Annotated in this window: 24 protein-coding genes and 2 pseudogenes; 18 read left to right on the plus strand and 8 right to left on the minus strand. The window is 42.8% G+C overall.

Features of this window, described 5'->3' with window-relative positions; all coding sequences use genetic code 11:
• Positions 1 to 604: 604 nt before the first annotated feature.
• Positions 605 to 1,960, minus strand: coding sequence for a hypothetical protein (locus tag QMG91_RS08405; RefSeq protein WP_281830272.1), 1,356 nt, complete (start codon positions 1,958 to 1,960; stop codon positions 605 to 607).
• A gap of 255 nt (positions 1,961 to 2,215) precedes the next feature.
• On the opposite strand from QMG91_RS08405, the gene QMG91_RS08410 reads away from it, so the two are divergent.
• Complete coding sequence (locus tag QMG91_RS08410; protein ID WP_281830274.1) at positions 2,216 to 2,515, plus strand: hypothetical protein; 300 nt, start codon at positions 2,216 to 2,218, stop codon at positions 2,513 to 2,515.
• Positions 2,516 to 2,563: 48 nt separating this feature from the next.
• Here the strand turns inward: QMG91_RS08410 and QMG91_RS08415 are convergent, their stop codons facing one another.
• The 5 genes from QMG91_RS08415 to QMG91_RS08435 all read right to left on the minus strand — a co-directional run bounded on the left by QMG91_RS08415 (position 2,564) and on the right by QMG91_RS08435 (position 6,478).
• On the minus strand, positions 2,564 to 2,731 hold the full coding sequence (locus QMG91_RS08415) for a hypothetical protein (protein ID WP_200767248.1): 168 nt from the start codon (positions 2,729 to 2,731) through the stop codon (positions 2,564 to 2,566).
• On the minus strand, positions 2,731 to 2,961 hold the full coding sequence (locus QMG91_RS08420) for a hypothetical protein (RefSeq protein ID WP_281830277.1): 231 nt from the start codon (positions 2,959 to 2,961) through the stop codon (positions 2,731 to 2,733). Before QMG91_RS08420 ends, QMG91_RS08415 begins: the two co-directional genes overlap by 1 nt.
• A 100-nt stretch (positions 2,962 to 3,061) precedes the next feature.
• Positions 3,062 to 3,805, minus strand: coding sequence for a putative phage abortive infection protein (locus QMG91_RS08425; protein ID WP_281830278.1), 744 nt, complete (start codon positions 3,803 to 3,805; stop codon positions 3,062 to 3,064).
• A gap of 757 nt (positions 3,806 to 4,562) precedes the next feature.
• Positions 4,563 to 4,973: a hypothetical protein gene (locus QMG91_RS08430; protein ID WP_281830279.1), complete on the minus strand. Its 411-nt coding sequence runs from the start codon at positions 4,971 to 4,973 to the stop codon at positions 4,563 to 4,565.
• A 974-nt stretch (positions 4,974 to 5,947) separates the two neighbouring features.
• Positions 5,948 to 6,478 (minus strand): hypothetical protein, encoded by a 531-nt coding sequence (locus tag QMG91_RS08435; RefSeq protein WP_281830281.1) that lies wholly within the window; start codon positions 6,476 to 6,478, stop codon positions 5,948 to 5,950.
• 174 nt (positions 6,479 to 6,652) lie between these two features.
• Between QMG91_RS08435 and QMG91_RS08440 the strand changes: the two are divergent.
• From QMG91_RS08440 to QMG91_RS08455, 4 genes and pseudogenes are all read left to right on the plus strand, one after another.
• Positions 6,653 to 8,214 (plus strand): annotated as a pseudogene (locus QMG91_RS08440) (phage/plasmid replication protein, II/X family); the annotation flags it as partial.
• A 21-nt stretch (positions 8,215 to 8,235) separates the two neighbouring features.
• The gene (locus QMG91_RS08445; protein WP_345739838.1) at positions 8,236 to 8,505 is read left to right on the plus strand and encodes a hypothetical protein; all 270 of its coding nucleotides are present in this window, start codon (positions 8,236 to 8,238) and stop codon (positions 8,503 to 8,505) included.
• Positions 8,506 to 8,642: 137 nt separating this feature from the next.
• Positions 8,643 to 9,335 carry a hypothetical protein gene (locus QMG91_RS08450; protein WP_281830282.1) on the plus strand — a complete coding sequence of 231 codons (693 nt, stop codon included), beginning with the start codon at positions 8,643 to 8,645 and terminating at the stop codon, positions 9,333 to 9,335.
• Between the two features lie 68 nt (positions 9,336 to 9,403).
• Entirely contained in the window at positions 9,404 to 9,850 is a 447-nt protein-coding gene (locus QMG91_RS08455) for a DUF3653 domain-containing protein (RefSeq protein WP_281870231.1), read from the plus strand.
• Between the two features lie 768 nt (positions 9,851 to 10,618).
• On the opposite strand, the gene QMG91_RS08460 is transcribed toward QMG91_RS08455, so the two are convergent.
• Positions 10,619 to 11,149, minus strand: coding sequence for a hypothetical protein (locus tag QMG91_RS08460; RefSeq protein WP_281830281.1), 531 nt, complete (start codon positions 11,147 to 11,149; stop codon positions 10,619 to 10,621).
• A 175-nt stretch (positions 11,150 to 11,324) separates the two neighbouring features.
• Between QMG91_RS08460 and QMG91_RS08465 the strand changes: the two are divergent.
• From QMG91_RS08465 to QMG91_RS08480, 4 genes and pseudogenes are all read left to right on the plus strand, one after another.
• Positions 11,325 to 12,886: pseudogene (locus QMG91_RS08465) on the plus strand (phage/plasmid replication protein, II/X family); the annotation flags it as partial.
• Positions 12,887 to 12,907: 21 nt separating this feature from the next.
• Positions 12,908 to 13,177, plus strand: a complete 270-nt coding sequence (locus QMG91_RS08470; RefSeq protein WP_345739838.1) for a hypothetical protein — start codon at positions 12,908 to 12,910, stop codon at positions 13,175 to 13,177.
• 137 nt (positions 13,178 to 13,314) lie between these two features.
• Positions 13,315 to 14,007 (plus strand): hypothetical protein, encoded by a 693-nt coding sequence (locus QMG91_RS08475; protein WP_281830282.1) that lies wholly within the window; start codon positions 13,315 to 13,317, stop codon positions 14,005 to 14,007.
• Between the two features lie 259 nt (positions 14,008 to 14,266).
• Complete coding sequence (locus QMG91_RS08480; RefSeq protein WP_281870232.1) at positions 14,267 to 14,521, plus strand: DUF3653 domain-containing protein; 255 nt, start codon at positions 14,267 to 14,269, stop codon at positions 14,519 to 14,521.
• Positions 14,522 to 14,650: 129 nt separating this feature from the next.
• Here QMG91_RS08480 and QMG91_RS08485 read toward each other — a convergent pair whose 3' ends face one another.
• Positions 14,651 to 15,007, minus strand: a complete 357-nt coding sequence (locus tag QMG91_RS08485) for a DUF3693 domain-containing protein (protein ID WP_281870233.1) — start codon at positions 15,005 to 15,007, stop codon at positions 14,651 to 14,653.
• Positions 15,008 to 15,257: 250 nt separating this feature from the next.
• On the opposite strand from QMG91_RS08485, the gene QMG91_RS08490 reads away from it, so the two are divergent.
• The 9 genes from QMG91_RS08490 (at position 15,258) to QMG91_RS08530 (ending at position 20,323) form a co-directional block, all read left to right on the plus strand.
• Positions 15,258 to 15,839 carry a 3'-5' exonuclease gene (locus tag QMG91_RS08490; protein ID WP_281870234.1) on the plus strand — a complete coding sequence of 194 codons (582 nt, stop codon included), beginning with the start codon at positions 15,258 to 15,260 and terminating at the stop codon, positions 15,837 to 15,839.
• Positions 15,836 to 16,150 (plus strand): hypothetical protein, encoded by a 315-nt coding sequence (locus QMG91_RS08495; protein ID WP_281870235.1) that lies wholly within the window; start codon positions 15,836 to 15,838, stop codon positions 16,148 to 16,150. The genes QMG91_RS08490 and QMG91_RS08495 overlap by 4 nt, the downstream gene beginning before the upstream one ends.
• A gap of 2 nt (positions 16,151 to 16,152) precedes the next feature.
• The gene (locus QMG91_RS08500) at positions 16,153 to 16,404 is read left to right on the plus strand and encodes a DUF3850 domain-containing protein (protein WP_281870236.1); all 252 of its coding nucleotides are present in this window, start codon (positions 16,153 to 16,155) and stop codon (positions 16,402 to 16,404) included.
• Complete coding sequence (locus QMG91_RS08505) at positions 16,397 to 16,606, plus strand: hypothetical protein (RefSeq protein ID WP_281870237.1); 210 nt, start codon at positions 16,397 to 16,399, stop codon at positions 16,604 to 16,606. The genes QMG91_RS08500 and QMG91_RS08505 overlap by 8 nt, the downstream gene beginning before the upstream one ends.
• Positions 16,591 to 17,850 (plus strand): replication initiation factor domain-containing protein, encoded by a 1,260-nt coding sequence (locus tag QMG91_RS08510; RefSeq protein ID WP_281830512.1) that lies wholly within the window; start codon positions 16,591 to 16,593, stop codon positions 17,848 to 17,850. The genes QMG91_RS08505 and QMG91_RS08510 overlap by 16 nt, the downstream gene beginning before the upstream one ends.
• Entirely contained in the window at positions 17,843 to 18,160 is a 318-nt protein-coding gene (locus QMG91_RS08515) for a hypothetical protein (protein WP_281870239.1), read from the plus strand. Before QMG91_RS08510 ends, QMG91_RS08515 begins: the two co-directional genes overlap by 8 nt.
• Before the next feature lie 217 nt (positions 18,161 to 18,377).
• Positions 18,378 to 18,587: a hypothetical protein gene (locus tag QMG91_RS08520; RefSeq protein ID WP_281870240.1), complete on the plus strand. Its 210-nt coding sequence runs from the start codon at positions 18,378 to 18,380 to the stop codon at positions 18,585 to 18,587.
• 134 nt (positions 18,588 to 18,721) lie between these two features.
• Entirely contained in the window at positions 18,722 to 19,987 is a 1,266-nt protein-coding gene (locus tag QMG91_RS08525; protein WP_281870241.1) for a virulence factor TspB C-terminal domain-related protein, read from the plus strand.
• Positions 19,988 to 20,323, plus strand: a complete 336-nt coding sequence (locus tag QMG91_RS08530; protein ID WP_281830516.1) for a DUF2523 domain-containing protein — start codon at positions 19,988 to 19,990, stop codon at positions 20,321 to 20,323. It begins immediately after the preceding gene.
• Positions 20,324 to 20,326 lie beyond the last annotated feature (3 nt).

Genomic DNA, 20,326 nt, shown 5'->3' on the forward strand with positions numbered 1-20,326 from the left:
ATGATCTCCAAGAACTGGATATCAAAGTATCGCTGGGTCAGAACGTCGTAGAGTTCAGGCGAAAAAAAAACCGTACCAGAAAAAGTAACTTGATGTTGCGTAGACAAAAAAATAGGGCGCTTTTGCGCCCTAGGTAATTTTTACTATAACACTCACCGATATGATGAAAGTATAAAAAAATTTAAATACTAGAGTTTGGAAATAAGACAATGTCTCTTTTACATTTATAGCACTCACCTATAGAGGAAAGGTATAGACAAAGCTTTAAAGGATATACTTAACTTCAAAATCTACTTTATTATTTATAGGATAAACCTATTGATAATATATCCACTGAGGATAATTATATTCAACTTTTATAAGGATAAAGCTATGTATTATGCTTTCTACGATATTTTTATTAATGAAGAAACACTCTTATCTACATTATATTTAATGAGATTTATTTTAAGATTTATTTTTAATATGAATTCAACAAGAGTTTCTTCAGGGTATTATAGACCTGTCCGTGGCGAGTTTAAATGTGTAAAATTTAAGGAAAAATAATTTAATGTTGACCAAATATCAAAATAGGGCGCTTATACGCCCTAAATGAGATGGTTTGTTAGACGTTTGTAGTCTCAGCGTTGTTGGCAGCCTTAGGTGTTTTCGCTTTTGAGATCTTTGAACCTGAAACTTCAAATTCTCCAGTACCAAATGGCACTTTAATTTTGTCAGCACTCCTTACTAGTGCTGAAGCTAGTTGATCTGCTGGATGTGAAACGTCGGAGATAGTATTACTTTTATCTTTAAAAAGCCCTTCAGTAATTGAATTTAATAGTTGGTTAGGTATTTCACCATCTTTTTGCTGATCCCACTCTAAACACATCTCAACAGCAAGGTGGGCTCTATTTAGGTCTCTGACAAATTGTTGATTTTCCAACTCTTGTTGAGCGAGTCTGTTTGCCCACGTGTTAAACCATTTTATGATGTATATTAGAGACGAAACAAGAAGAGCTGAACCCAAAAATATTCGGGTATATAAGAACCACATATAAGTTGACACACCGCCTCCAATCTCAGTTGGTGTTTCGGTTGGCGTTGTGATATGTAGCAGTTGCCTAATTTCAGAAATTGATGAAATAGTGTTCCATATAGCAATTATCATTAGAAAGGCGGCAAAAATAAATGTACCGTTACTATATCTTTGTACACTTTGAGAGAAATTAAAATTCTTAGCTTTTTCTTTTACTTCATCAAGCATCGAAGTTGTAGTTTTTCGCCTCGCTGTCGTATTATCAGAATCCTCGATTAGTTTTTGTCTTTCATCTAATTCTAATTTTCTATTATTATATTCTGTTTCAAGCTGTTCTAACTTGGCTCGGTATGAACTTTCGAGAGTTTCAGCTTTGTTATCGAATTCTTCGGTTTGCGCTGCAATGAATTCTTCTCGTTCTTTCTCGATTTTAGTATTTCTTTCAACTTGTTTGTCTATTAAGTTTGCCGTGTGATTTTCTAGCTTTGAAAGTACCTCGTGATGTAGCGACAACATTGATTCGTAGTTGAAATCATTTGAGTTGATACTCTCACAACTAAAGAGAATTTCTTGAATTTTTAAATGTGAGAGTACAATATCTTCTGGAACCTCACCTGTAGGAAGTTCGATTGAATCAATTAGAGATTCACTAGATCTGTTATATGAAAATCTGTGATTTCTTATATTTTTATCATGTATATAGATGCGTTGAATAGACGAGGTAGAAATGCTCTCATCTTTAATTCTCTGAATTATGTCTGGAATATGTAAGTGCTCACCAGACTCAGTATTTAAAATTGTGCATATATAGGTATTAGAACTAATATCTATAATCACACGTAAAGTGTTATTAAATCCGAATTTTTCGTAATTTGATAAAACTTCATCTACAAATATTTTGACCAGCCGACTGTCACTGATTCTTGGGCAAGAAACGGTACTCATAATAACTCCTAATTTTTAGGAGATCTTATAATGTTTGTATGCAATTGAGTCAATAGTGGGTCTGTTTTTAATGTTGATTTAATGGTATTTCAACAATATCAATTAATTAGTCAATATCATGGCGTTTCATTGTGGCTTTTAACCTGATAGCAAAAACTGCTTTATCTGGTTGCTGCAGCTGGCTGGTTTGATAGCATTCTTCAAGATTTTTAAGCCGGTATCGATTGATTTTGATGGCATTTCAGGGAGAGGAATATGGGAACGTTGACGATTAGACTCGACGACAAGCAAGAAGAGATCATTGGTACACTGAAAAAGCATTATCGCGAATCTGCCAGCACTAAGGCTGTGTTGAAAGCGGCGGAAAATGTGCCAGTGATGCAGAATGAGATCAATAAGCTGGAGTGCGAACTGAGCCAGGTATTAAGAGAGCTTTCCCAGCTTCGCTCTGCCAGTAACAATTTTTTGTCCAGTCTGGAGCATTTAAAGGTGGCGAGTGATAGCAAAAAGACGTCCAGGAACCGGCTCGATCAGCTGGATTTGATAGCAGATTAGCGATACCAGTTCGTCTCGAGACCAAAAAACTGATAGCAAAAAGGCGCATTACGCGCCTTTTTCTATGTCTGCCAGTCGCTTTTCTAACTGCTTGATGCGATTGGCGTGCTCTTTCAGAGTGAGCTTAATCCAGCCTATGTCCACTTTAATGGCGGCGATAGTGCCCACGCTGGAGATTAAGCCTGTCACAATTGCAATGATGTAAGGGTCTTCCATTATTGCCTCCCAAATCGTTTATCCAGCCAGTGCTCAAAGCCCACGCGCAACATGCGCCGGAATCCAAAGGTATCAATGTAAATCATGGCGAGCACATACCAGTAATCGCGAATGATTTCTAATGGTTTGGTGAATTTGCTTAAAAAGCCGGGGAGGGATTTGGGATCAGATTGGGAATGTTGAGAAAGCTCATCCTGAGCCTTCTCTATTTTAGCTAAAACGTCTTTCATGTGCTTGTTCCTTAAAGAGTATTTAAGAAACCAAGCGGTTTTCATCTATCACACATATTGTATAAAGTGATTATTATATTTTCAATGGAATGAATGTTATTCAGGTGAAGTCTAATTTTGGTGCCGCACCATTCGCATCATTCTTAGTTGCAGTAGAACTACTAAAAAAATCATTACTACCAAAGGCTTTTCTATCATACTGCGGTACCAATCTTTTCATCAAGTTATTCTCAATAGGCATATGTTCTAACATCGCGTACCTTTCAATGAGAAGCCTATAGGAATAGTAACTGTGGGACTCATCCGCTAGGTAATTTATCGCTAGTAGCTGAGTTAGCTCGTAATTTAGAAAAGATCGAATGATGTTCGTATACAATTTTTCATTATCCGTAACTTCTTTACTCTTCAAATGATCTTGGATTTTATCTCTTGCCGAAGATACAGTAGCCCCTGGACAATTGGTTGCTACAAATTTTAGTAACTGGTATAGAACTCTAAAGTAATGGCTACATTCAGAGTTATTTGATTTAAAGTCACCCTTAGCTTCATCTATGAAGAAATTTCTATCAATTACTTGGTCGTATAGTCGATCTAACTTGGTAACAGTGCTTCCTTTTGGGCATTCATTCAGTTGTTCAAGCAATTTGTTGTGCTGCTCGAGCAAAGAGAAAAATGTGGATTCAAATCTTTGCAAAGATAGGTTTTCTTCTTGAGATTCATATATTTTTTTGCTTTCTTCGTGTGCATTAGCAGCCCTCTCCAGTTGCTCCGTACTTTGTTTGAGTTCTTTGCTTTGAATAACGATAGTAACCAAAACTCCAACGAACATTAGGAAAGTTAGCATTGGGTTTATGAATCCACCTATAAAGTCACCCATTGGACCATAGGGTTATCTTTGAGCAAATTAACAAGAAGAGTGAAAAGCAGAATTATTAATGCAAATGAAAATGCCAATATGACAACTATTGAAGCAACTGCTAGTAAGTGGGAAAGATTACTAAAACCATTCCTTTCATCTAAATGTTTCCCTAAGCATCTATTTAAAATTAGATAGTTAACAGATAAATATCTTTTTAAACGACTATGGGTGTTTTTAAAAGCCATCATTTTTACTCAATTTGTTATAAAACCAATTGATTATACATTTATAGGTCTCTGCTAAGCCATCGCGAAGCGATAATACTGCCTATATCCTCTCAATATCTGCTAAAGCCAATCGTCTTTGAACCTGAACTTTCAACATCTGTAAGGCGCCAGCTCGCTCGCGAGCAAGAAGCGCCGCTTCATTAACTTATCCCCGATTTACTCGGGGTAAGGTTATAAGTTTCTTAGATTTATTAAGATCATTTGTTCTAGTCGAAGACTATGACGTCCAGTTATTACGAGTAACAAATAGGAGTGACAACTAGGAGTAGTTAATTATGGATATACAACGGGTTATCCACAGAAGTGGTGAGAAAGTAGGGGATAGGTTGAGGAATTCACCCAGAAATTGACTAGAATTGAAGTGGTGACGGCGTCACAATGGTAAAAAGTAGGGCATTTGATATATGGCGAAAACGCGCTCGACGCCAATAAAGACGCATAGAGAAAGGTTTTAGCTAGATTGGTATCGGTACGGCTTCTCTTCGGCGCATACGCAGCAATGTGATTGGGGTTTGAATGTATCCAAGCTTACGAGCGTACGCTTTGAGCCAATCTTTCGAGACTCGCTTGGCTGCCATGTAGTCTTCAAAGATACCGAGGTCTTTAAAGTAGTCCTCAGTGACGCGCTTGATAGACGCTAAACCGCACCACTTTTGGAGATTGTCTTTGCCTGTATAAGTTTCACGAGGTTGTTTAGACGTGATACAGCCTTTGTTATAGGCAAATTTGATGCACTGTTTAACGCGCCAGAGTGGTAGATTGCATTGTTCAGCAATGAATCCCCAGGAACGCAGTGCAAAGCCGTCTTTGGTCGCCACACCAATTTTATTGGATCGCAGGCACATTTCATTGACTAGAACGGTCATAACACGGGTAATTGAGTTATGAACTTGCCGCAGAGGTAGCTCAATTACTAGGTTTAGATGTAGATTTGGTTGTCTTAGCGATATTGCTGAAAGGTCTAAGAATCAGCGAGCAATAGAAAAGCTAGAGAAGATATTAGAGAAGTTTGATGCCGCTTAGGTATCAGTCAGAAAGCAAAGCTAATCATTTGATTTAATTGAGTTATTAGCTTTCTTTTTTAGTCCGAACAGTGCGCATTATGTAGGTGGAATTATGTTGAGTGGTTTGTCGTCAGTACCATTGCGCAGCACTGGCGACCTTGAAGCAGCAAAGGGAGGGGGAGCAAGGTAGCGATTCCACGCCTAGCGTGCTGAGGAACGAAGCAGGGCGACAGCGTGTGAAGATGGCGAGGGAGAACCGCTTTGCAATGAAAGCCCGTACACATAATTTCCATAATACGCTGACTACTAAAAAACTGAACGCAATAGAAAGGGGGGATCGTTTATCGATCCCCCTTTCAGCGTTTAGATAACCAGCCCCGCAGGGATAAGCGATTGCGGAGCGAGAGCGTGGCACCAAGCCCCTCGACTAACTCAAATATGCCTCTGAACTTAATGGGCGCGGTCAGTGTGCGTCAGTTATTAAGAGATTCTACTCCCCATTCCCTGCTAAGCCGGAGCGAAGCGACCCTCTTATGTCACAGCAACTGATGACCGGTTGGTCACACTTTCGCTCATAAAGATACGACACATTTGTGTTGATGCCAGCCAAAACGAGCCCCTATAGCCTTGCGCAGTATATTTCAAAAAAACAGGGGAATATTCATGAAATTTGAACGTGTTAAGGCTCTACTTTGTTTAATTATCTGCTTCTTCAAGGTGCTCTTGGAATGGCTTAAATACTTGAACTTCTAATATGGGGATGAAGCAGGGCACATAGTTTGAAGTGCCCTGATATGCTGCCAAAAAGCCGCATGCTCTAATAGCGGCTTATGGTTTCATTCTGATTTTTTCTTGGATTCTTCTATTTTTATTGAAGGGGTAAAATGCTCTTCTGCTACATCCTTCACTTCTCTCATTAATTCGCCAAATTGTATTAATGACTCAGTTTCTTTATGAGCTTCTTCTTTAAAGCCCGTGGTTACTTCATTGATAGCACTATGTATTTTTTCATGCTCACTAAATGGGAACTTCCCAATGAGCCTTTCTAACTTCTCTAATCGTTGGTTGATTATTTGTTCTGTCTGTCGTTGTTGACCAACAAAAGCCTTAAGCATTAAATCAGGAATGTCTTCAAATGCCTCTCCGATTCTTTCGATCTTGTTATCGCCATGAACAAAGTGATTTATGCCAATTCCTGTCACTCGAGAGATCTCTATGACATCAGAAAATCTAGGGTCTGTTTGACCTGCTGCAATCCTTTTTAAAGTTCTTAGGTTAATGCCAGTGCATTCACTTACATGTTCGTATCCGCCTGCAGCTTTAATTGCTTCTTTGATTCTCTCTGCCCTAGCTTGAAGTTCGCTCATAACTCAATTTCCCAAATAACTTACTGTCCTAAGTATACCCCCACTTTTTTTACTTAATTTTTGGGTGCCATATTTGTCACTTTTTAGTGTCATTTTTTGTTGATTGATAATTCCCAATATGGAACAATGATTGTCACTTGGAATGACAAATATGACACTTGACAGGTTTTTCGCTTGATAGACATGCTTAACATCAACATCCCTTTTAAAAAAGACGTGATTATCCAAATGGCTGATTGCGGCTTTGTTGATTACGTAAAGCTGTCTGAAGAAACGGGGCTAAAAATTGCCTGTGGCGATGTTGAATTTTCCGTAGTCAATGATAAGAAAGAAGTTCGTACCGATGATTTATATCATCCATGGTCAAAGATTCCTTCTTCATACACCGATATCGCTTGTAAGGTGTTCGATGCAGAGCCCAGAGCTAATGTGTACTGGGGATACCTACAGATAAAAGCGTCTCCGGCTAAGGTAATGCAAGGGCATAATGTATATGGGTCGGCTGACTTCCGTTTATGTGTTGAGCATCTATTAGACTCATTACAGCAAGCACAGCCAGAACTATGGGATATGCTGGACATTGGTTTAGCAGAATTGACCCGCATTGACTGCACATATTCCATAAAGTGTGCCAATCCTGACATTCTCCGCCAAACCATCAAGCAACTGGGCAACGTCTCCAATCGCTACATCAAGCCAGCCCGTAACTCTGATTACGAAACTACGCTTTACTTCAATCGAGCCACTAAATCGAACCCAGGGGCAGGGCGTTCATTCGAACTGTGTATTTATACAAAACACGATGAGATAGAGCATCAACTGAATGACTTAAAGCGCCGCGCAAAGCAGGGAAGTAGCGACCGTTTCAATCGTGTTATCGATGAGCTATCCAAGCCTGATTTACAGGAGTTCGCCTCTAACCGATTACGCTTTGAGGGGCGTGCTAAGAAACGTTTTATTAAGAAGCACATTGGTAGCTGTAACGTATGGAAAGTCATTAGACACGCGGAAGAGTTCGAAGCACTGAACGGTTATCGCTTCTGTGAATGGATGTTCAAAACCTTGTTCCATGACTTGCTGGAATCGTTCCAAGGTGATGAGTTAGAGCTATATAACGACAACAAAGTCAAAGGGTTGCTTCGCTCAACTTACAACTCCATCACACCTAAAGGCAACATCTCTTACGCCAAAGCTGACCGCCTGTTCCGCTTTTATATGACTCTGTGTGACCGTGGTTACGACGAACTTAAAGCCCACAGCTCAAAAGCGACTCTGCACCGAAATATGCGAGACCTTATGGCGATTGGCTTCTCTAAAGCGGACTTACAAAACCTGAGTGATGGCGAGCGCATGCCATTGGCACACGTACTGAACTTTGACTTCGACAGTCAATGCCCGAGTGATTATGTTGAGCCACTCTCTCCAACTGCACACATTGAAGATATGTCACGCCTAGCCATTGCATACGGCGTGTCACATCGACTTGCTCACGAGCTGGGACTCTCGGAAAGTCCGATTGATGATCTTAAAGAGAAATTAAATCTCTCTGAGGACATTGATGTTGATGCTCTTATCGAAGGAAAAGCGATCCCAATCAGCGAGCGTAAAGCACTCTCATTAGTTATCTTACCAGATGGCGAGATGATATTAACGCAACACGATATTACACCTGATTTATTCACTGGTAGCGTCCATCCAGTCAGCACTGGAATCTAGCTACCAACAGACCAAAAGGGAACATTATGAAAGTTGTATTTATGGGCATTAGCCAACGCAGTGGTGTATCTAACAAAGGGCAAGGTAACCCTTATGAGATGAGCAAAATTCATCTCGCGATGCCAATCGAAGAAATCAATACTCCCCACATGACCGCAACGGGTAATGGCTATCAAGAACGTCAACTTGATATTGACCCGTTGTGCGTTTCTCAATTTCAACAACTTAAGCCTTTCGCCAGTATCGACGTCAACGTCGAGCCTAAACCTAATAACTTCAGTCAGACTTGGGTTGTTGGCTTAAACGGCTAAATCCTTTGGGTTGCATGCCAGTGTTTACCTCTTGCATGCGCTTGAAATCAACAGTATGAAAAAACTGCCAACCCCTTGCACTGCAAGGGCTGTGCAATGCATGCAATACATTCTTAATTAGATATAGGAGCAACATAATGAATGCAAATAAAGTAACAGGAGAGGAATTCCAGGCGGCTCGAATTTCTCTAGGTCTTTCTATTTCCATGGTTGGTAAACAGCTACTAGATGGCAATCGTAATACCTTAAGTCACTTCGAAAAAGAAAAGGGTACGTTGACGTTACGTGACAAGAAAAAGCTGATTAATTTCTATGAAGAGTATGGCTATGACTTCGGTCAACCTGATGATGAAGAAGTTTTGTCCGAGCATGTGAAAGAGAACATAGAGCACTCTATTGGTAGCCTTGAGAAGGTTGATGATAGAGAGGTAAGTGCAGCTATGATCGAACTAGTTCACGATGTCATGGATGTACTTTCACTGGTTAAACGACCAGTTGTTCAAGAAAGCTCTCCAGTATTATCAGCAGAATCACAGCAGCTTTCTGATGAACTGGTTAAACATTTTGAAGCGGATAAGCAGGGACAGTTTAAAGATACAACAGGCTTTTTTGGCGATAGCGCAAGTGGTCGAGGTGAAAATTTAATGGGTCTATTGGCGTATTTGAAACTGCAAGAGCTCCAGGCCTTAATGCCGGATTTACTTTCTTTATCACTGCAAAAGACGACGGAAAAAAGTGATAACCGTCGGTTGCTTAGGGCGATAGGTAAAGTATTTGATTATGAAAGCTTATCTGAATTCAAGCGATACAGCAGTGAGCAGATTGCTTAACAGAGAAGCGGGCTAACTGACTGGTACTCAGTTAGCCCTGAATCGCATAACAGAGAAGGATGACTTCCATGCAAGAGAATGATAGCAGAAAGTATAACGGCAGTTCAAAGAAAGGCTCTGCAAAGAGAAAAAACGAGCTTACTTTAAAGGATGAGCTTGCTCAAAATGGTTTGGCTATAGGGCACTTAGTAGATCTTTTGCTGTATAACTTTGACTCATTAGCTGAAGCGTCAGAGTATTTTGGGTGTACAGAGCCAACGTTGAAACGATGGATTGATACAAAGAGATGGCCGGTACCCGTGGCTCGTTTATTACTTATCAAGCACAGAGGATTTTTACCGCCAACTCGTGAATGGCGAGGATATAAAATACGAGGAGATGAGATAATCACGCCTTATGGGAAAGCTATCAAAGCTCAAGATTTACAGTTGTTCCAGTTGAATCTTGGGTTGAAAGACAGAGAGCCAGTGGCTTACCTGAAAGCAGAAAATACGACTGAAGCGCGAACATCATAGTCACGTAAATAATCAATCTAAGTGCGTATTATGTAGGTGGAATTATGTTGAGTGGTTTGTCGTCAGTACCATTGCGCAGCACTGGCGACCTTGAAGCAGCAAAGGGAGGGGGAGCAAGGTAGCGATTCCACGCCTAGCGTGCTGAGGAACGAAGCAGGGCGACAGCGTGTGAAGATGGCGAGGGAGAACCGCTTTGCAATGAAAGCCCGTACACATAATTTCCATAATACGCTGACTACTAAAAAACTGAACGCAATAGAAAGGGGGGATCGTTTATCGATCCCCCTTTCAGCGTTTAGATAACCAGCCCCGCAGGGATAAGCGATTGCGGAGCGAGAGCGTGGCACCAAGCCCCTCGACTAACTCAAATATGCCTCTGAACTTAATGGGCGCGGTCAGTGTGCGTCAGTTATTAAGAGATTCTACTCCCCATTCCCTGCTAAGCCGGAGCGAAGCGACCCTCTTATGTCACAGCAACTGATGACCGGTTGGTCACACTTTCGCTCATAAAGATACGACACATTTGTGTTGATGCCAGCCAAAACGAGCCCCTATAGCCTTGCGCAGTATATTTCAAAAAAACAGGGGAATATTCATGAAATTTGAACGTGTTAAGGCTCTACTTTGTTTAATTATCTGCTTCTTCAAGGTGCTCTTGGAATGGCTTAAATACTTGAACTTCTAATATGGGGATGAAGCAGGGCACATAGTTTGAAGTGCCCTGATATGCTGCCAAAAAGCCGCATGCTCTAATAGCGGCTTATGGTTTCATTCTGATTTTTTCTTGGATTCTTCTATTTTTATTGAAGGGGTAAAATGCTCTTCTGCTACATCCTTCACTTCTCTCATTAATTCGCCAAATTGTATTAATGACTCAGTTTCTTTATGAGCTTCTTCTTTAAAGCCCGTGGTTACTTCATTGATAGCACTATGTATTTTTTCATGCTCACTAAATGGGAACTTCCCAATGAGCCTTTCTAACTTCTCTAATCGTTGGTTGATTATTTGTTCTGTCTGTCGTTGTTGACCAACAAAAGCCTTAAGCATTAAATCAGGAATGTCTTCAAATGCCTCTCCGATTCTTTCGATCTTGTTATCGCCATGAACAAAGTGATTTATGCCAATTCCTGTCACTCGAGAGATCTCTATGACATCAGAAAATCTAGGGTCTGTTTGACCTGCTGCAATCCTTTTTAAAGTTCTTAGGTTAATGCCAGTGCATTCACTTACATGTTCGTATCCGCCTGCAGCTTTAATTGCTTCTTTGATTCTCTCTGCCCTAGCTTGAAGTTCGCTCATAACTCAATTTCCCAAATAACTTACTGTCCTAAGTATACCCCCACTTTTTTTTACTTAATTTTTGGGTGCCATATTTGTCACTTTTTAGTGTCATTTTTTGTTGATTGATAATTCCCAATATGGAACAATGATTGTCACTTGGAATGACAAATATGACACTTGACAGGTTTTTCGCTTGATAGACATGCTTAACATCAACATCCCTTTTAAAAAAGACGTGATTATCCAAATGGCTGATTGCGGCTTTGTTGATTACGTAAAGCTGTCTGAAGAAACGGGGCTAAAAATTGCCTGTGGCGATGTTGAATTTTCCGTAGTCAATGATAAGAAAGAAGTTCGTACCGATGATTTATATCATCCATGGTCAAAGATTCCTTCTTCATACACCGATATCGCTTGTAAGGTGTTCGATGCAGAGCCCAGAGCTAATGTGTACTGGGGATACCTACAGATAAAAGCGTCTCCGGCTAAGGTAATGCAAGGGCATAATGTATATGGGTCGGCTGACTTCCGTTTATGTGTTGAGCATCTATTAGACTCATTACAGCAAGCACAGCCAGAACTATGGGATATGCTGGACATTGGTTTAGCAGAATTGACCCGCATTGACTGCACATATTCCATAAAGTGTGCCAATCCTGACATTCTCCGCCAAACCATCAAGCAACTGGGCAACGTCTCCAATCGCTACATCAAGCCAGCCCGTAACTCTGATTACGAAACTACGCTTTACTTCAATCGAGCCACTAAATCGAACCCAGGGGCAGGGCGTTCATTCGAACTGTGTATTTATACAAAACACGATGAGATAGAGCATCAACTGAATGACTTAAAGCGCCGCGCAAAGCAGGGAAGTAGCGACCGTTTCAATCGTGTTATCGATGAGCTATCCAAGCCTGATTTACAGGAGTTCGCCTCTAACCGATTACGCTTTGAGGGGCGTGCTAAGAAACGTTTTATTAAGAAGCACATTGGTAGCTGTAACGTATGGAAAGTCATTAGACACGCGGAAGAGTTCGAAGCACTGAACGGTTATCGCTTCTGTGAATGGATGTTCAAAACCTTGTTCCATGACTTGCTGGAATCGTTCCAAGGTGATGAGTTAGAGCTATATAACGACAACAAAGTCAAAGGGTTGCTTCGCTCAACTTACAACTCCATCACACCTAAAGGCAACATCTCTTACGCCAAAGCTGACCGCCTGTTCCGCTTTTATATGACTCTGTGTGACCGTGGTTACGACGAACTTAAAGCCCACAGCTCAAAAGCGACTCTGCACCGAAATATGCGAGACCTTATGGCGATTGGCTTCTCTAAAGCGGACTTACAAAACCTGAGTGATGGCGAGCGCATGCCATTGGCACACGTACTGAACTTTGACTTCGACAGTCAATGCCCGAGTGATTATGTTGAGCCACTCTCTCCAACTGCACACATTGAAGATATGTCACGCCTAGCCATTGCATACGGCGTGTCACATCGACTTGCTCACGAGCTGGGACTCTCGGAAAGTCCGATTGATGATCTTAAAGAGAAATTAAATCTCTCTGAGGACATTGATGTTGATGCTCTTATCGAAGGAAAAGCGATCCCAATCAGCGAGCGTAAAGCACTCTCATTAGTTATCTGGCCAGATGGCGAGATGATATTAACGCAACACGATATTACACCTGATTTATTCACTGGTAGCGTCCATCCAGTCAGCACTGGAATCTAGCTACCAACAGACCAAAAGGGAACATTATGAAAGTTGTATTTATGGGCATTAGCCAACGCAGTGGTGTATCTAACAAAGGGCAAGGTAACCCTTATGAGATGAGCAAAATTCATCTCGCGATGCCAATCGAAGAAATCAATACTCCCCACATGACCGCAACGGGTAATGGCTATCAAGAACGTCAACTTGATATTGACCCGTTGTGCGTTTCTCAATTTCAACAACTTAAGCCTTTCGCCAGTATCGACGTCAACGTCGAGCCTAAACCTAATAACTTCAGTCAGACTTGGGTTGTTGGCTTAAACGGCTAAATCCTTTGGGTTGCATGCCAGTGTTTACCTCTTGCATGCGCTTGAAATCAACAGTATGAAAAAACTGCCAACCCCTTGCACTGCAAGGGCTGTGCAATGCATGCAATACATTCTTAATTAGATATAGGAGCAACATAATGAATGCAAATAAAGTAACAGGAGAGGAATTCCAGGCGGCTCGAATTTCTCTAGGTCTTTCTATTTCCATGGTTGGTAAACAGCTACTAGATGGCAATCGTAATACCTTAAGTCACTTCGAAAAAGAAAAGGGTACGTTGACGTTACGTGACAAGAAAAAGCTGATTAATTTCTATGAAGAGTATGGCTATGACTTCGGTCAACCTGATGATGAAGAAGTTTTGTCCGAGCATGTGAAAGAGAACATAGAGCACTCTATTGGTAGCCTTGAGAAGGTTGATGATAGAGAGGTAAGTGCAGCTATGATCGAACTAGTTCACGATGTCATGGATGTACTTTCACTGGTTAAACGACCAGTTGTTCAAGAAAGCTCTCCAGTATTATCAGCAGAATCACAGCAGCTTTCTGATGAACTGGTTAAACATTTTGAAGCGGATAAGCAGGGACAGTTTAAAGATACAACAGGCTTTTTTGGCGATAGCGCAAGTGGTCGAGGTGAAAATTTAATGGGTCTATTGGCGTATTTGAAACTGCAAGAGCTCCAGGCCTTAATGCCGGATTTACTTTCTTTATCACTGCAAAAGACGACGGAAAAAAGTGATAACCGTCGGTTGCTTAGGGCGATAGGTAAAGTATTTGATTATGAAAGCTTATCTGAATTCAAGCGATACAGCAGTGAGCAGATTGCTTAACAGAGAAGCGGGCTAACTGACTGGTACTCAGTTAGCCCTGAATCGCATAACAGAGAAGGATGACTTCCATGCAAGAGAATGATAGCAGAAAGTATAACGGCAGTTCAAAGAAAGGCTCTGCAAAGAGAAAAACGAGCTTACTTTAAAGGATGAGCTTGCTCAAAATGGTTTGGCTATAGGGCACTTAGTAGATCTTTTGCTGTATAACTTTGACTCATTAGCTGAAGCGTCAGAGTATTTTGGGTGTACAGAGCCAACGTTGAAACGATGGATTGATACAAAGAGATGGCCGGTACCCGTGGCTCGTTTATTACTTATCAAGCACAGAGGATTTTTACCGCCAACTCGTGAATGGCGAGGATATAAAATACGAGGAGATGAGATAATCACGCCTTATGGGAAAGCTATCAAAGCTCAAGATTTACAGTTGTTCCAGTTGAATCTTGGGTTGAAAGACAGAGAGCCAGTGGCTTACCTGAAAGCAGAAAATACGACTGAAGCGCGAACATCATAGTCACGTAAATAATCAATCTAAGTGCGTATTATGTATATTATGTTAAATAAGGTGTCAGTCTACGTCGATTCTGATGCTTTCGGCTCTCCCTTTCCCTTCAAAAGCCACTCAATTTAACAATAATTCTATTTACCATAAAATACCTAATGCGAAAAAATCGCAAACGTTCGCGGACAAGTATAAAGCTCCGCAAGTCATTGAAATTCTTGCTAATCCTTGTCCGTTACACTTTTTTGCGATGTCTTCCCATAAGTGTTTGATGCTAGGATTTTCGTTTTTGTCTGCGTGAATTCCGATTAAAGCAATCTGAGGGTCAATACCTGCATTTTCAGCAAGAAAAACTGCTTCAGAATCATTGAGATAGCGACGACCTTTGCGGAAATCACTGATTCTCTGCTTAGGCAGGTTCATGTCCATAGCTATTTGCTTGTCTTGTACGTAATTATTCGCCTTTTTGTAGGCATCTAGCAGTTGGTTTTGGTACATGTTGAAGTCCTCCTAAATCCCATCATAGCTCAAAAGTCACAAATTTTTATGACTTGTGGTCATAGAAAATTGTGACTAGATTACCACCGAGTCACACATATTGGTGACCAATTGGATATGCCCTCGCCGCTTTCTCTTTAAGGGCGGCTTGGACTCTCTCTTAGGCTCAGCGGTTCTGGGTCGTCTGTCCTTGAAACTTTCGTTCTTGGGCTGCTGAGCCGCTCAATGTCAACTATTCAAGGTGGTTGAAATGAAAACACTAAACATCGAAAACGCTGTCATTCTTGATACTGAAACCACGGGGCTTGGTAATGATGCTCAAATCGTTGAGTTTTCAGCTATCTGTGCAATGACTGGCAAAGTATTGGTTAACGAATTGGTGAAACCAACGGTATCCATACCCTCTGAAGCAACGGCGATTCACGGTATCACGGATTCAGATGTTGCTGGCGCCCCAGACTTTCACGCAGTGTTTTCAACCTACTTTCTTCCACTTCTGAATGGTCGCGGCATCATCATTTACAACTCGGATTATGATACTCGCCTTATCATTCAATCTCTTAAGTTGCACTGTAACGATGCCTACATACAGTCTGTTGAAGAAATGTTTGAACTCGTCAAAGTGGATTGCGCGATGCTCTGGTATGCCGAGTTCTGGGGGGCAATCAATCCTTACCACGGTGACTACGCTTGGCAAAAACTGACCAATGCCTGCAAACAACAAAATATCGATGTTTCTGACCTCACCGCCCACCGCGCCTTGGCTGACTGCGAAATGACACGCCGCCTGATTCATTCTGTTAACACTCAGATTGAAGGGGCGTCAAAATGAAATTGAAATCACTGGCTAAGCAAGCCCAATCATTCATATCTAACGTCATCCCTTTCGTTGTGGTGATTCTGATTATAGGAGTCATCACTTTCGGGTCCATGTATTTGGGACCTTTCATTTTGTCTCTGCATGAGGTTAATGCGAATAAGTATTCCAGGCTGGTTGATATTTACACTGAACATCCTGAGTCGCGCCCTTTAATCAAACAGGCATTTGAGGATGGCGAGGTTTCTTACCAAGAATGGGATGTTATCCGTAGAGCGGTTGGTCCAGAGGGTCAGCTTGCCACTCTTATCGAGTCGGAGAAATAGCCATGAAAACAAAACCAACTCATCACGAGATAAAAATAGAGTCACCTTTCTTTCACGCGGTTTTGTCTGGCGATAAAACCTTTGAAATTCGTAAGAATGACCGTGATTACAAGGTTGGCGATACTCTTGTGCTTGACTGCCACGGTCGAAAGTCTCCTCTGTTCGAAATAACTTATCTCACAAATTATGCTCAGCGTAATGGGTATGTTGTCTTTTCCTTTGTTGCTTCATCAAAGGAGATCGGTTGTGCCTAAATCAACAGTCTATTTCTGGCGCGAACTCGACGGCATGCATTGCTCTATTGATGGTGAGCCGGACTACTTCCACACACCGGAAGAAATGTACCTCTACGCTTGTGACACGAAAAAAGACGTCATTGAAGTGACCGATGAAAACGAACCTACGCTACGTGCGAACGGTGCTTTCGAAGGGGGCGCATCATGTCACGCACAATAATCGATTACTGTTCGTTCTCTGGCTGCCCCACTCTGCTCACTCGCTGCAAAGAGATGGCAAAACAACGCTTTCAACTTGGGCGCTCGCCTTATCAGTTCGAGTCCCAGCATCCTCTGGCCATCAAAGAGCGTGAGCAACAGAAAATCAGTCACTTTGCTGAGAGTCTAGCGGTCACACTGGGCTGTCATGAGCGTGATAACTACGCCAACAAAGACCTCTACTTTGAGGCTTTGAACGATGAGCTGGCTAAAGCAGACATCCACATTGATGAAAGCAAGTCATTCAACGACTGTTACAACGAGCTTATCTATAACATCGGTATCGATATGCTGGATGTGCTTTGTCACGGTGAAATCGAATCGTTTCTTGAGCTTCTGAATACTGAAATCACCTTTGAGGGCAACGTCTGGACACTGGAAAAGCGCGGCGGTTTCTCTGGTTATCGCTACTCTGCCAACCTTCTAGTTAACGGCACTCAGGCTGGGAAAGTCGCTTGGGGTGCAAAGAACTTTGGTTACATGGTCTCGTTCTCTGGTAAGGGCTGCGAGGCGGTGGATTTCAAAGTGCTGCACAAGTGCCTCAATCAAATGCCAGGTGCGAAACTGACTCGCGTCGATTTGGCTCTGGATGATTTGGAAGGCTCGGTATCTATCGACCACATCAAAGAGCTGTATCAAGACGGACTCTTTCATATGCGCGGAAAAATGCCCGTTTGGGGTGAGTTTCTGGGCGGCTCCGGTACGGCTACCGACCATCGCAAATGCGGACTCAAACCAGACCGAGGTCGCACCTTTTACGTGGGTGACCGCTCCAATGGCAAGGTATTTCGTGCCTATCACAAGGGCGCACAAATGAAGTGCGAAGAGTACCCAGAGTGGAATCGGTTTGAGGTGCAAATTGGCAACCGTGACCGAGTGATTCCATTGGATATTCTGATAGACCCAGACCCATATTTTTCGGGGTCGTACCCTGCTCTATCAACGTTGATTAAAGACGTTCTACCTATTCGAATCTCGACCTCTAAGGTCGTGTTCAACACCAATTTAGAAAACATGGTGAAGCATGCAAAGGTGCAGTACGGAAAACTCATCAATGTACTGGCTCACCTGTACGAATCGCCTGATGAGGTCATCAAAAAACTGACCCAAGGCTTTGATATTCAATCTGATATACCCGACCGATTAAACCTTCCAGTCGGTCAATTAACCACTCTACAAAAATCTGGAGATTTAGATTATGGCTAACAAAGTAACCCTAACCGTTCTTGGCTTTGAGCATTCTTCTGGCATTTCAAAGCAACAACGTCCTTATGACTTCGCCAAGTTGAACGTGCTGAAAAAGAACGACGGCTGGACACAATCGGCGAACGGTCAATGTACTCGCATCGGCTTGATGCAAGACCAGTTGGACATGTGCCACACCAACCCAACACTGCTCACTGAGTTAGCCAAATTAGAGGGTCAGTTCCCTCTCGAACTTGAGTGTCACATCGACCTCAACCCTGAAAACCTACAACGTAACTGGGTGGTTGATTTCAAGGTCATCCAGCAATAAAGAGCAACCCTAGCGAGCTGCAATGAAATATGTACTCGTGTGTGAAAGTGAGATTGTAAATAACCTCTGTCCCACTGGATTTAAGTCGGTGCTACTCAGCGAGATAACACCGCAATTTATGACCCTAGCAGAGTTCCAAGCGCTAGCGCCCTATACGCTCACGTTCTTGGCAACCTGCTGGGTGTGGAAAAAACTTCGTTAATAAGGAAAACGTAATATGAAAATTCGCAATATCGTTAAAAAATTCGCGCCTAAAGTCATTCTGACCGCTGGTATGGCTGGCTCGTTCGCAGCAAACGCTTCTGTCGATGTCGGTGATGCGGTGACCGTTATCGCAACAGGTCTCGCGGCGATTGGTGCTATGGGTGCGGCTTACTTGGGTCTGACTGTACTTAAGAAAGTATGGGGAAAAATCGGCGGCAGTTAATCACACCTTCACTTGTTCAACTCTGGGGCATTCGTGCCCCTTTTTTATTCGAGGTGGAATATGGGAATCACTGTCGATACATACGTAATTATTGTTCTGTTGCTTGGGTTTGCAATCTTACATTGGGGGAATTGATGACTAACATAAAACTATTTTCAGTCTTGTTATTGCTGTTCTTGGTTTCATTTAAGGCTAGCGCGAGTTTAAAAACTTTTGTCGGTCAGACGTGTCAGCAAGCCAATGAGCAGTTTTATCAGATGATAGACCAGTATCCCTCTGACATGCCTGTCACCGTTCTTTCAATGCGCCATCAGCCGTCTGATATTGTTAATGACAAGGCAACGAAATGCGTCTTGACGGTTAATTTGGACTTTAGTCAGGATGACCCAGACGGTTGTCACAGAAAGAAAAATTGTGAGGCACCATCTGGCGACCCTTTTCCGGAAGACCCTAACGCGCCTGACCCGACTCCAGAGCCAAGCCAATGTCCTGAGGCTGGCACAAACATGGGCTTAAAGGATTTCCCTGTTGGGACTTCGCCAGTTGCTTATGTCTGCTCAAATGGCTGTGAAGGAAAGCTACACTCTTCCGGTGGTTTTGCTTGTGATGATAATTCCTGTTTCGGCTCTTACATTGCAACGGGTGACACTTGTGATGGTTCCGGCTCCGGTGGCGGTGGCGCACCTACTGAGCCCACTGACCCTACACCAGACCCTACCGACCCAACTGACCCTACGCCAGACCCTACCGACCCAACCGACCCCAATCCAGACCCCACTGACCCGACCGACCCTAATCCAGACGGGGGCTCCGGTGGCGGTGGTGATAACAGTGATGGCGGTACAGGTGGAGGTGGTAGTGATACCAATCCTGACCCGAAACCCAAGCCTCCTACGGGTCCCCCTGCTGGCGGCGGTGGAGGTGGTTCCGGTGGCGGCTCTGGTGATGGCGAATGTAAAGAAGGTGAAGACTGTGGCGATGGCAAAGCAGCTGCCTCTTACAGTTGTGAGCAAGAAAAATTCAGTTGTAAGGGCGATGTCATCCAGTGCCTGCTGGCTGATATCCAGTACAAAGAGCACTGCATTGAAGACGACTTAAAAGAACTTGAAACTGCACTTAAGCCCATCACTGAGGTTGATAATGTTGCTGCCATCCTGCAGGACGAGACTCAAGACTTCTCCAACATGGATATGAAGTACATGAACGGGCATGGTGTCAGTGCTCACGGTAGCTGCCCGCCAGACCGAACGTTCACCATAACCATTGGCTCTATGAGCAAAACTTTCTCTCTGCCCTATCAACCACTGTGTGATGCGGTCACCACTTACCGCCCTATCGTTATTCTGTTCGGTTGGATATCTGGGCTTGGCATCATCGGACGTTCTCAGGGAGTCTTCTAAATGCCTTATCTAATTACATTCTTTGCCACGGTCATTGTGCCGCTCATCCCTTCAATTATTCGCGGTCTGGTGAGTTATGTTGCGGTGTCGGTGGGCTTTTCACTTGTCGCCTATACAGGCGTATCACTGGCTATCGACCAGTTGGTCGGACACATCCAAAGCAATATCGACAGTCTGAGCTCTGAGGTCATGGCGATTGTTGCCATGTCAGGACTGCCGGAAGCCATCAACGCAACCATTACTTGCATGGTGTTCTCATTCACTCTTAACGGCATGATGGGTGCAACGGGCTATCGTCCGAGATGGCGCAGACCATCAGACCCTAACGCTCTGTGAGGT

This window comes from Vibrio nigripulchritudo (assembly GCF_027924785.1).
In the GTDB taxonomy this organism is placed as follows: Bacteria; Pseudomonadota; Gammaproteobacteria; order Enterobacterales; family Vibrionaceae; genus Vibrio; species Vibrio nigripulchritudo.

What these genes read in the sequence shown, in the direction of transcription:
- QMG91_RS08500 (WP_281870236.1), top strand. Translation starts at nt 16,153, where the DNA reads ATGAAAACAAAACCAACTCATCACGAGATAAAAATAGAGTCACCTTTC.
- QMG91_RS08460 (WP_281830281.1), bottom strand. Translation starts at nt 11,149, where the DNA reads ATGAGCGAACTTCAAGCTAGGGCAGAGAGAATCAAAGAAGCAATTAAA.
- QMG91_RS08490 (WP_281870234.1), top strand. Translation starts at nt 15,258, where the DNA reads ATGAAAACACTAAACATCGAAAACGCTGTCATTCTTGATACTGAAACC.
- QMG91_RS08475 (WP_281830282.1), top strand. Translation starts at nt 13,315, where the DNA reads ATGAATGCAAATAAAGTAACAGGAGAGGAATTCCAGGCGGCTCGAATT.
- QMG91_RS08530 (WP_281830516.1), top strand. Translation starts at nt 19,988, where the DNA reads ATGCCTTATCTAATTACATTCTTTGCCACGGTCATTGTGCCGCTCATC.
- QMG91_RS08525 (WP_281870241.1), top strand. Translation starts at nt 18,722, where the DNA reads ATGACTAACATAAAACTATTTTCAGTCTTGTTATTGCTGTTCTTGGTT.
- QMG91_RS08495 (WP_281870235.1), top strand. Translation starts at nt 15,836, where the DNA reads ATGAAATTGAAATCACTGGCTAAGCAAGCCCAATCATTCATATCTAAC.
- QMG91_RS08510 (WP_281830512.1), top strand. Translation starts at nt 16,591, where the DNA reads ATGTCACGCACAATAATCGATTACTGTTCGTTCTCTGGCTGCCCCACT.
- QMG91_RS08450 (WP_281830282.1), top strand. Translation starts at nt 8,643, where the DNA reads ATGAATGCAAATAAAGTAACAGGAGAGGAATTCCAGGCGGCTCGAATT.
- QMG91_RS08405 (WP_281830272.1), bottom strand. Translation starts at nt 1,960, where the DNA reads ATGAGTACCGTTTCTTGCCCAAGAATCAGTGACAGTCGGCTGGTCAAA.
- QMG91_RS08410 (WP_281830274.1), top strand. Translation starts at nt 2,216, where the DNA reads ATGGGAACGTTGACGATTAGACTCGACGACAAGCAAGAAGAGATCATT.
- QMG91_RS08420 (WP_281830277.1), bottom strand. Translation starts at nt 2,961, where the DNA reads ATGAAAGACGTTTTAGCTAAAATAGAGAAGGCTCAGGATGAGCTTTCT.
- QMG91_RS08445 (WP_345739838.1), top strand. Translation starts at nt 8,236, where the DNA reads ATGGGCATTAGCCAACGCAGTGGTGTATCTAACAAAGGGCAAGGTAAC.
- QMG91_RS08425 (WP_281830278.1), bottom strand. Translation starts at nt 3,805, where the DNA reads ATGCTAACTTTCCTAATGTTCGTTGGAGTTTTGGTTACTATCGTTATT.
- QMG91_RS08520 (WP_281870240.1), top strand. Translation starts at nt 18,378, where the DNA reads ATGAAAATTCGCAATATCGTTAAAAAATTCGCGCCTAAAGTCATTCTG.
- QMG91_RS08435 (WP_281830281.1), bottom strand. Translation starts at nt 6,478, where the DNA reads ATGAGCGAACTTCAAGCTAGGGCAGAGAGAATCAAAGAAGCAATTAAA.
- QMG91_RS08455 (WP_281870231.1), top strand. Translation starts at nt 9,404, where the DNA reads ATGCAAGAGAATGATAGCAGAAAGTATAACGGCAGTTCAAAGAAAGGC.
- QMG91_RS08485 (WP_281870233.1), bottom strand. Translation starts at nt 15,007, where the DNA reads ATGTACCAAAACCAACTGCTAGATGCCTACAAAAAGGCGAATAATTAC.
- QMG91_RS08470 (WP_345739838.1), top strand. Translation starts at nt 12,908, where the DNA reads ATGGGCATTAGCCAACGCAGTGGTGTATCTAACAAAGGGCAAGGTAAC.
- QMG91_RS08515 (WP_281870239.1), top strand. Translation starts at nt 17,843, where the DNA reads ATGGCTAACAAAGTAACCCTAACCGTTCTTGGCTTTGAGCATTCTTCT.
- QMG91_RS08430 (WP_281830279.1), bottom strand. Translation starts at nt 4,973, where the DNA reads ATGACCGTTCTAGTCAATGAAATGTGCCTGCGATCCAATAAAATTGGT.
- QMG91_RS08415 (WP_200767248.1), bottom strand. Translation starts at nt 2,731, where the DNA reads ATGGAAGACCCTTACATCATTGCAATTGTGACAGGCTTAATCTCCAGC.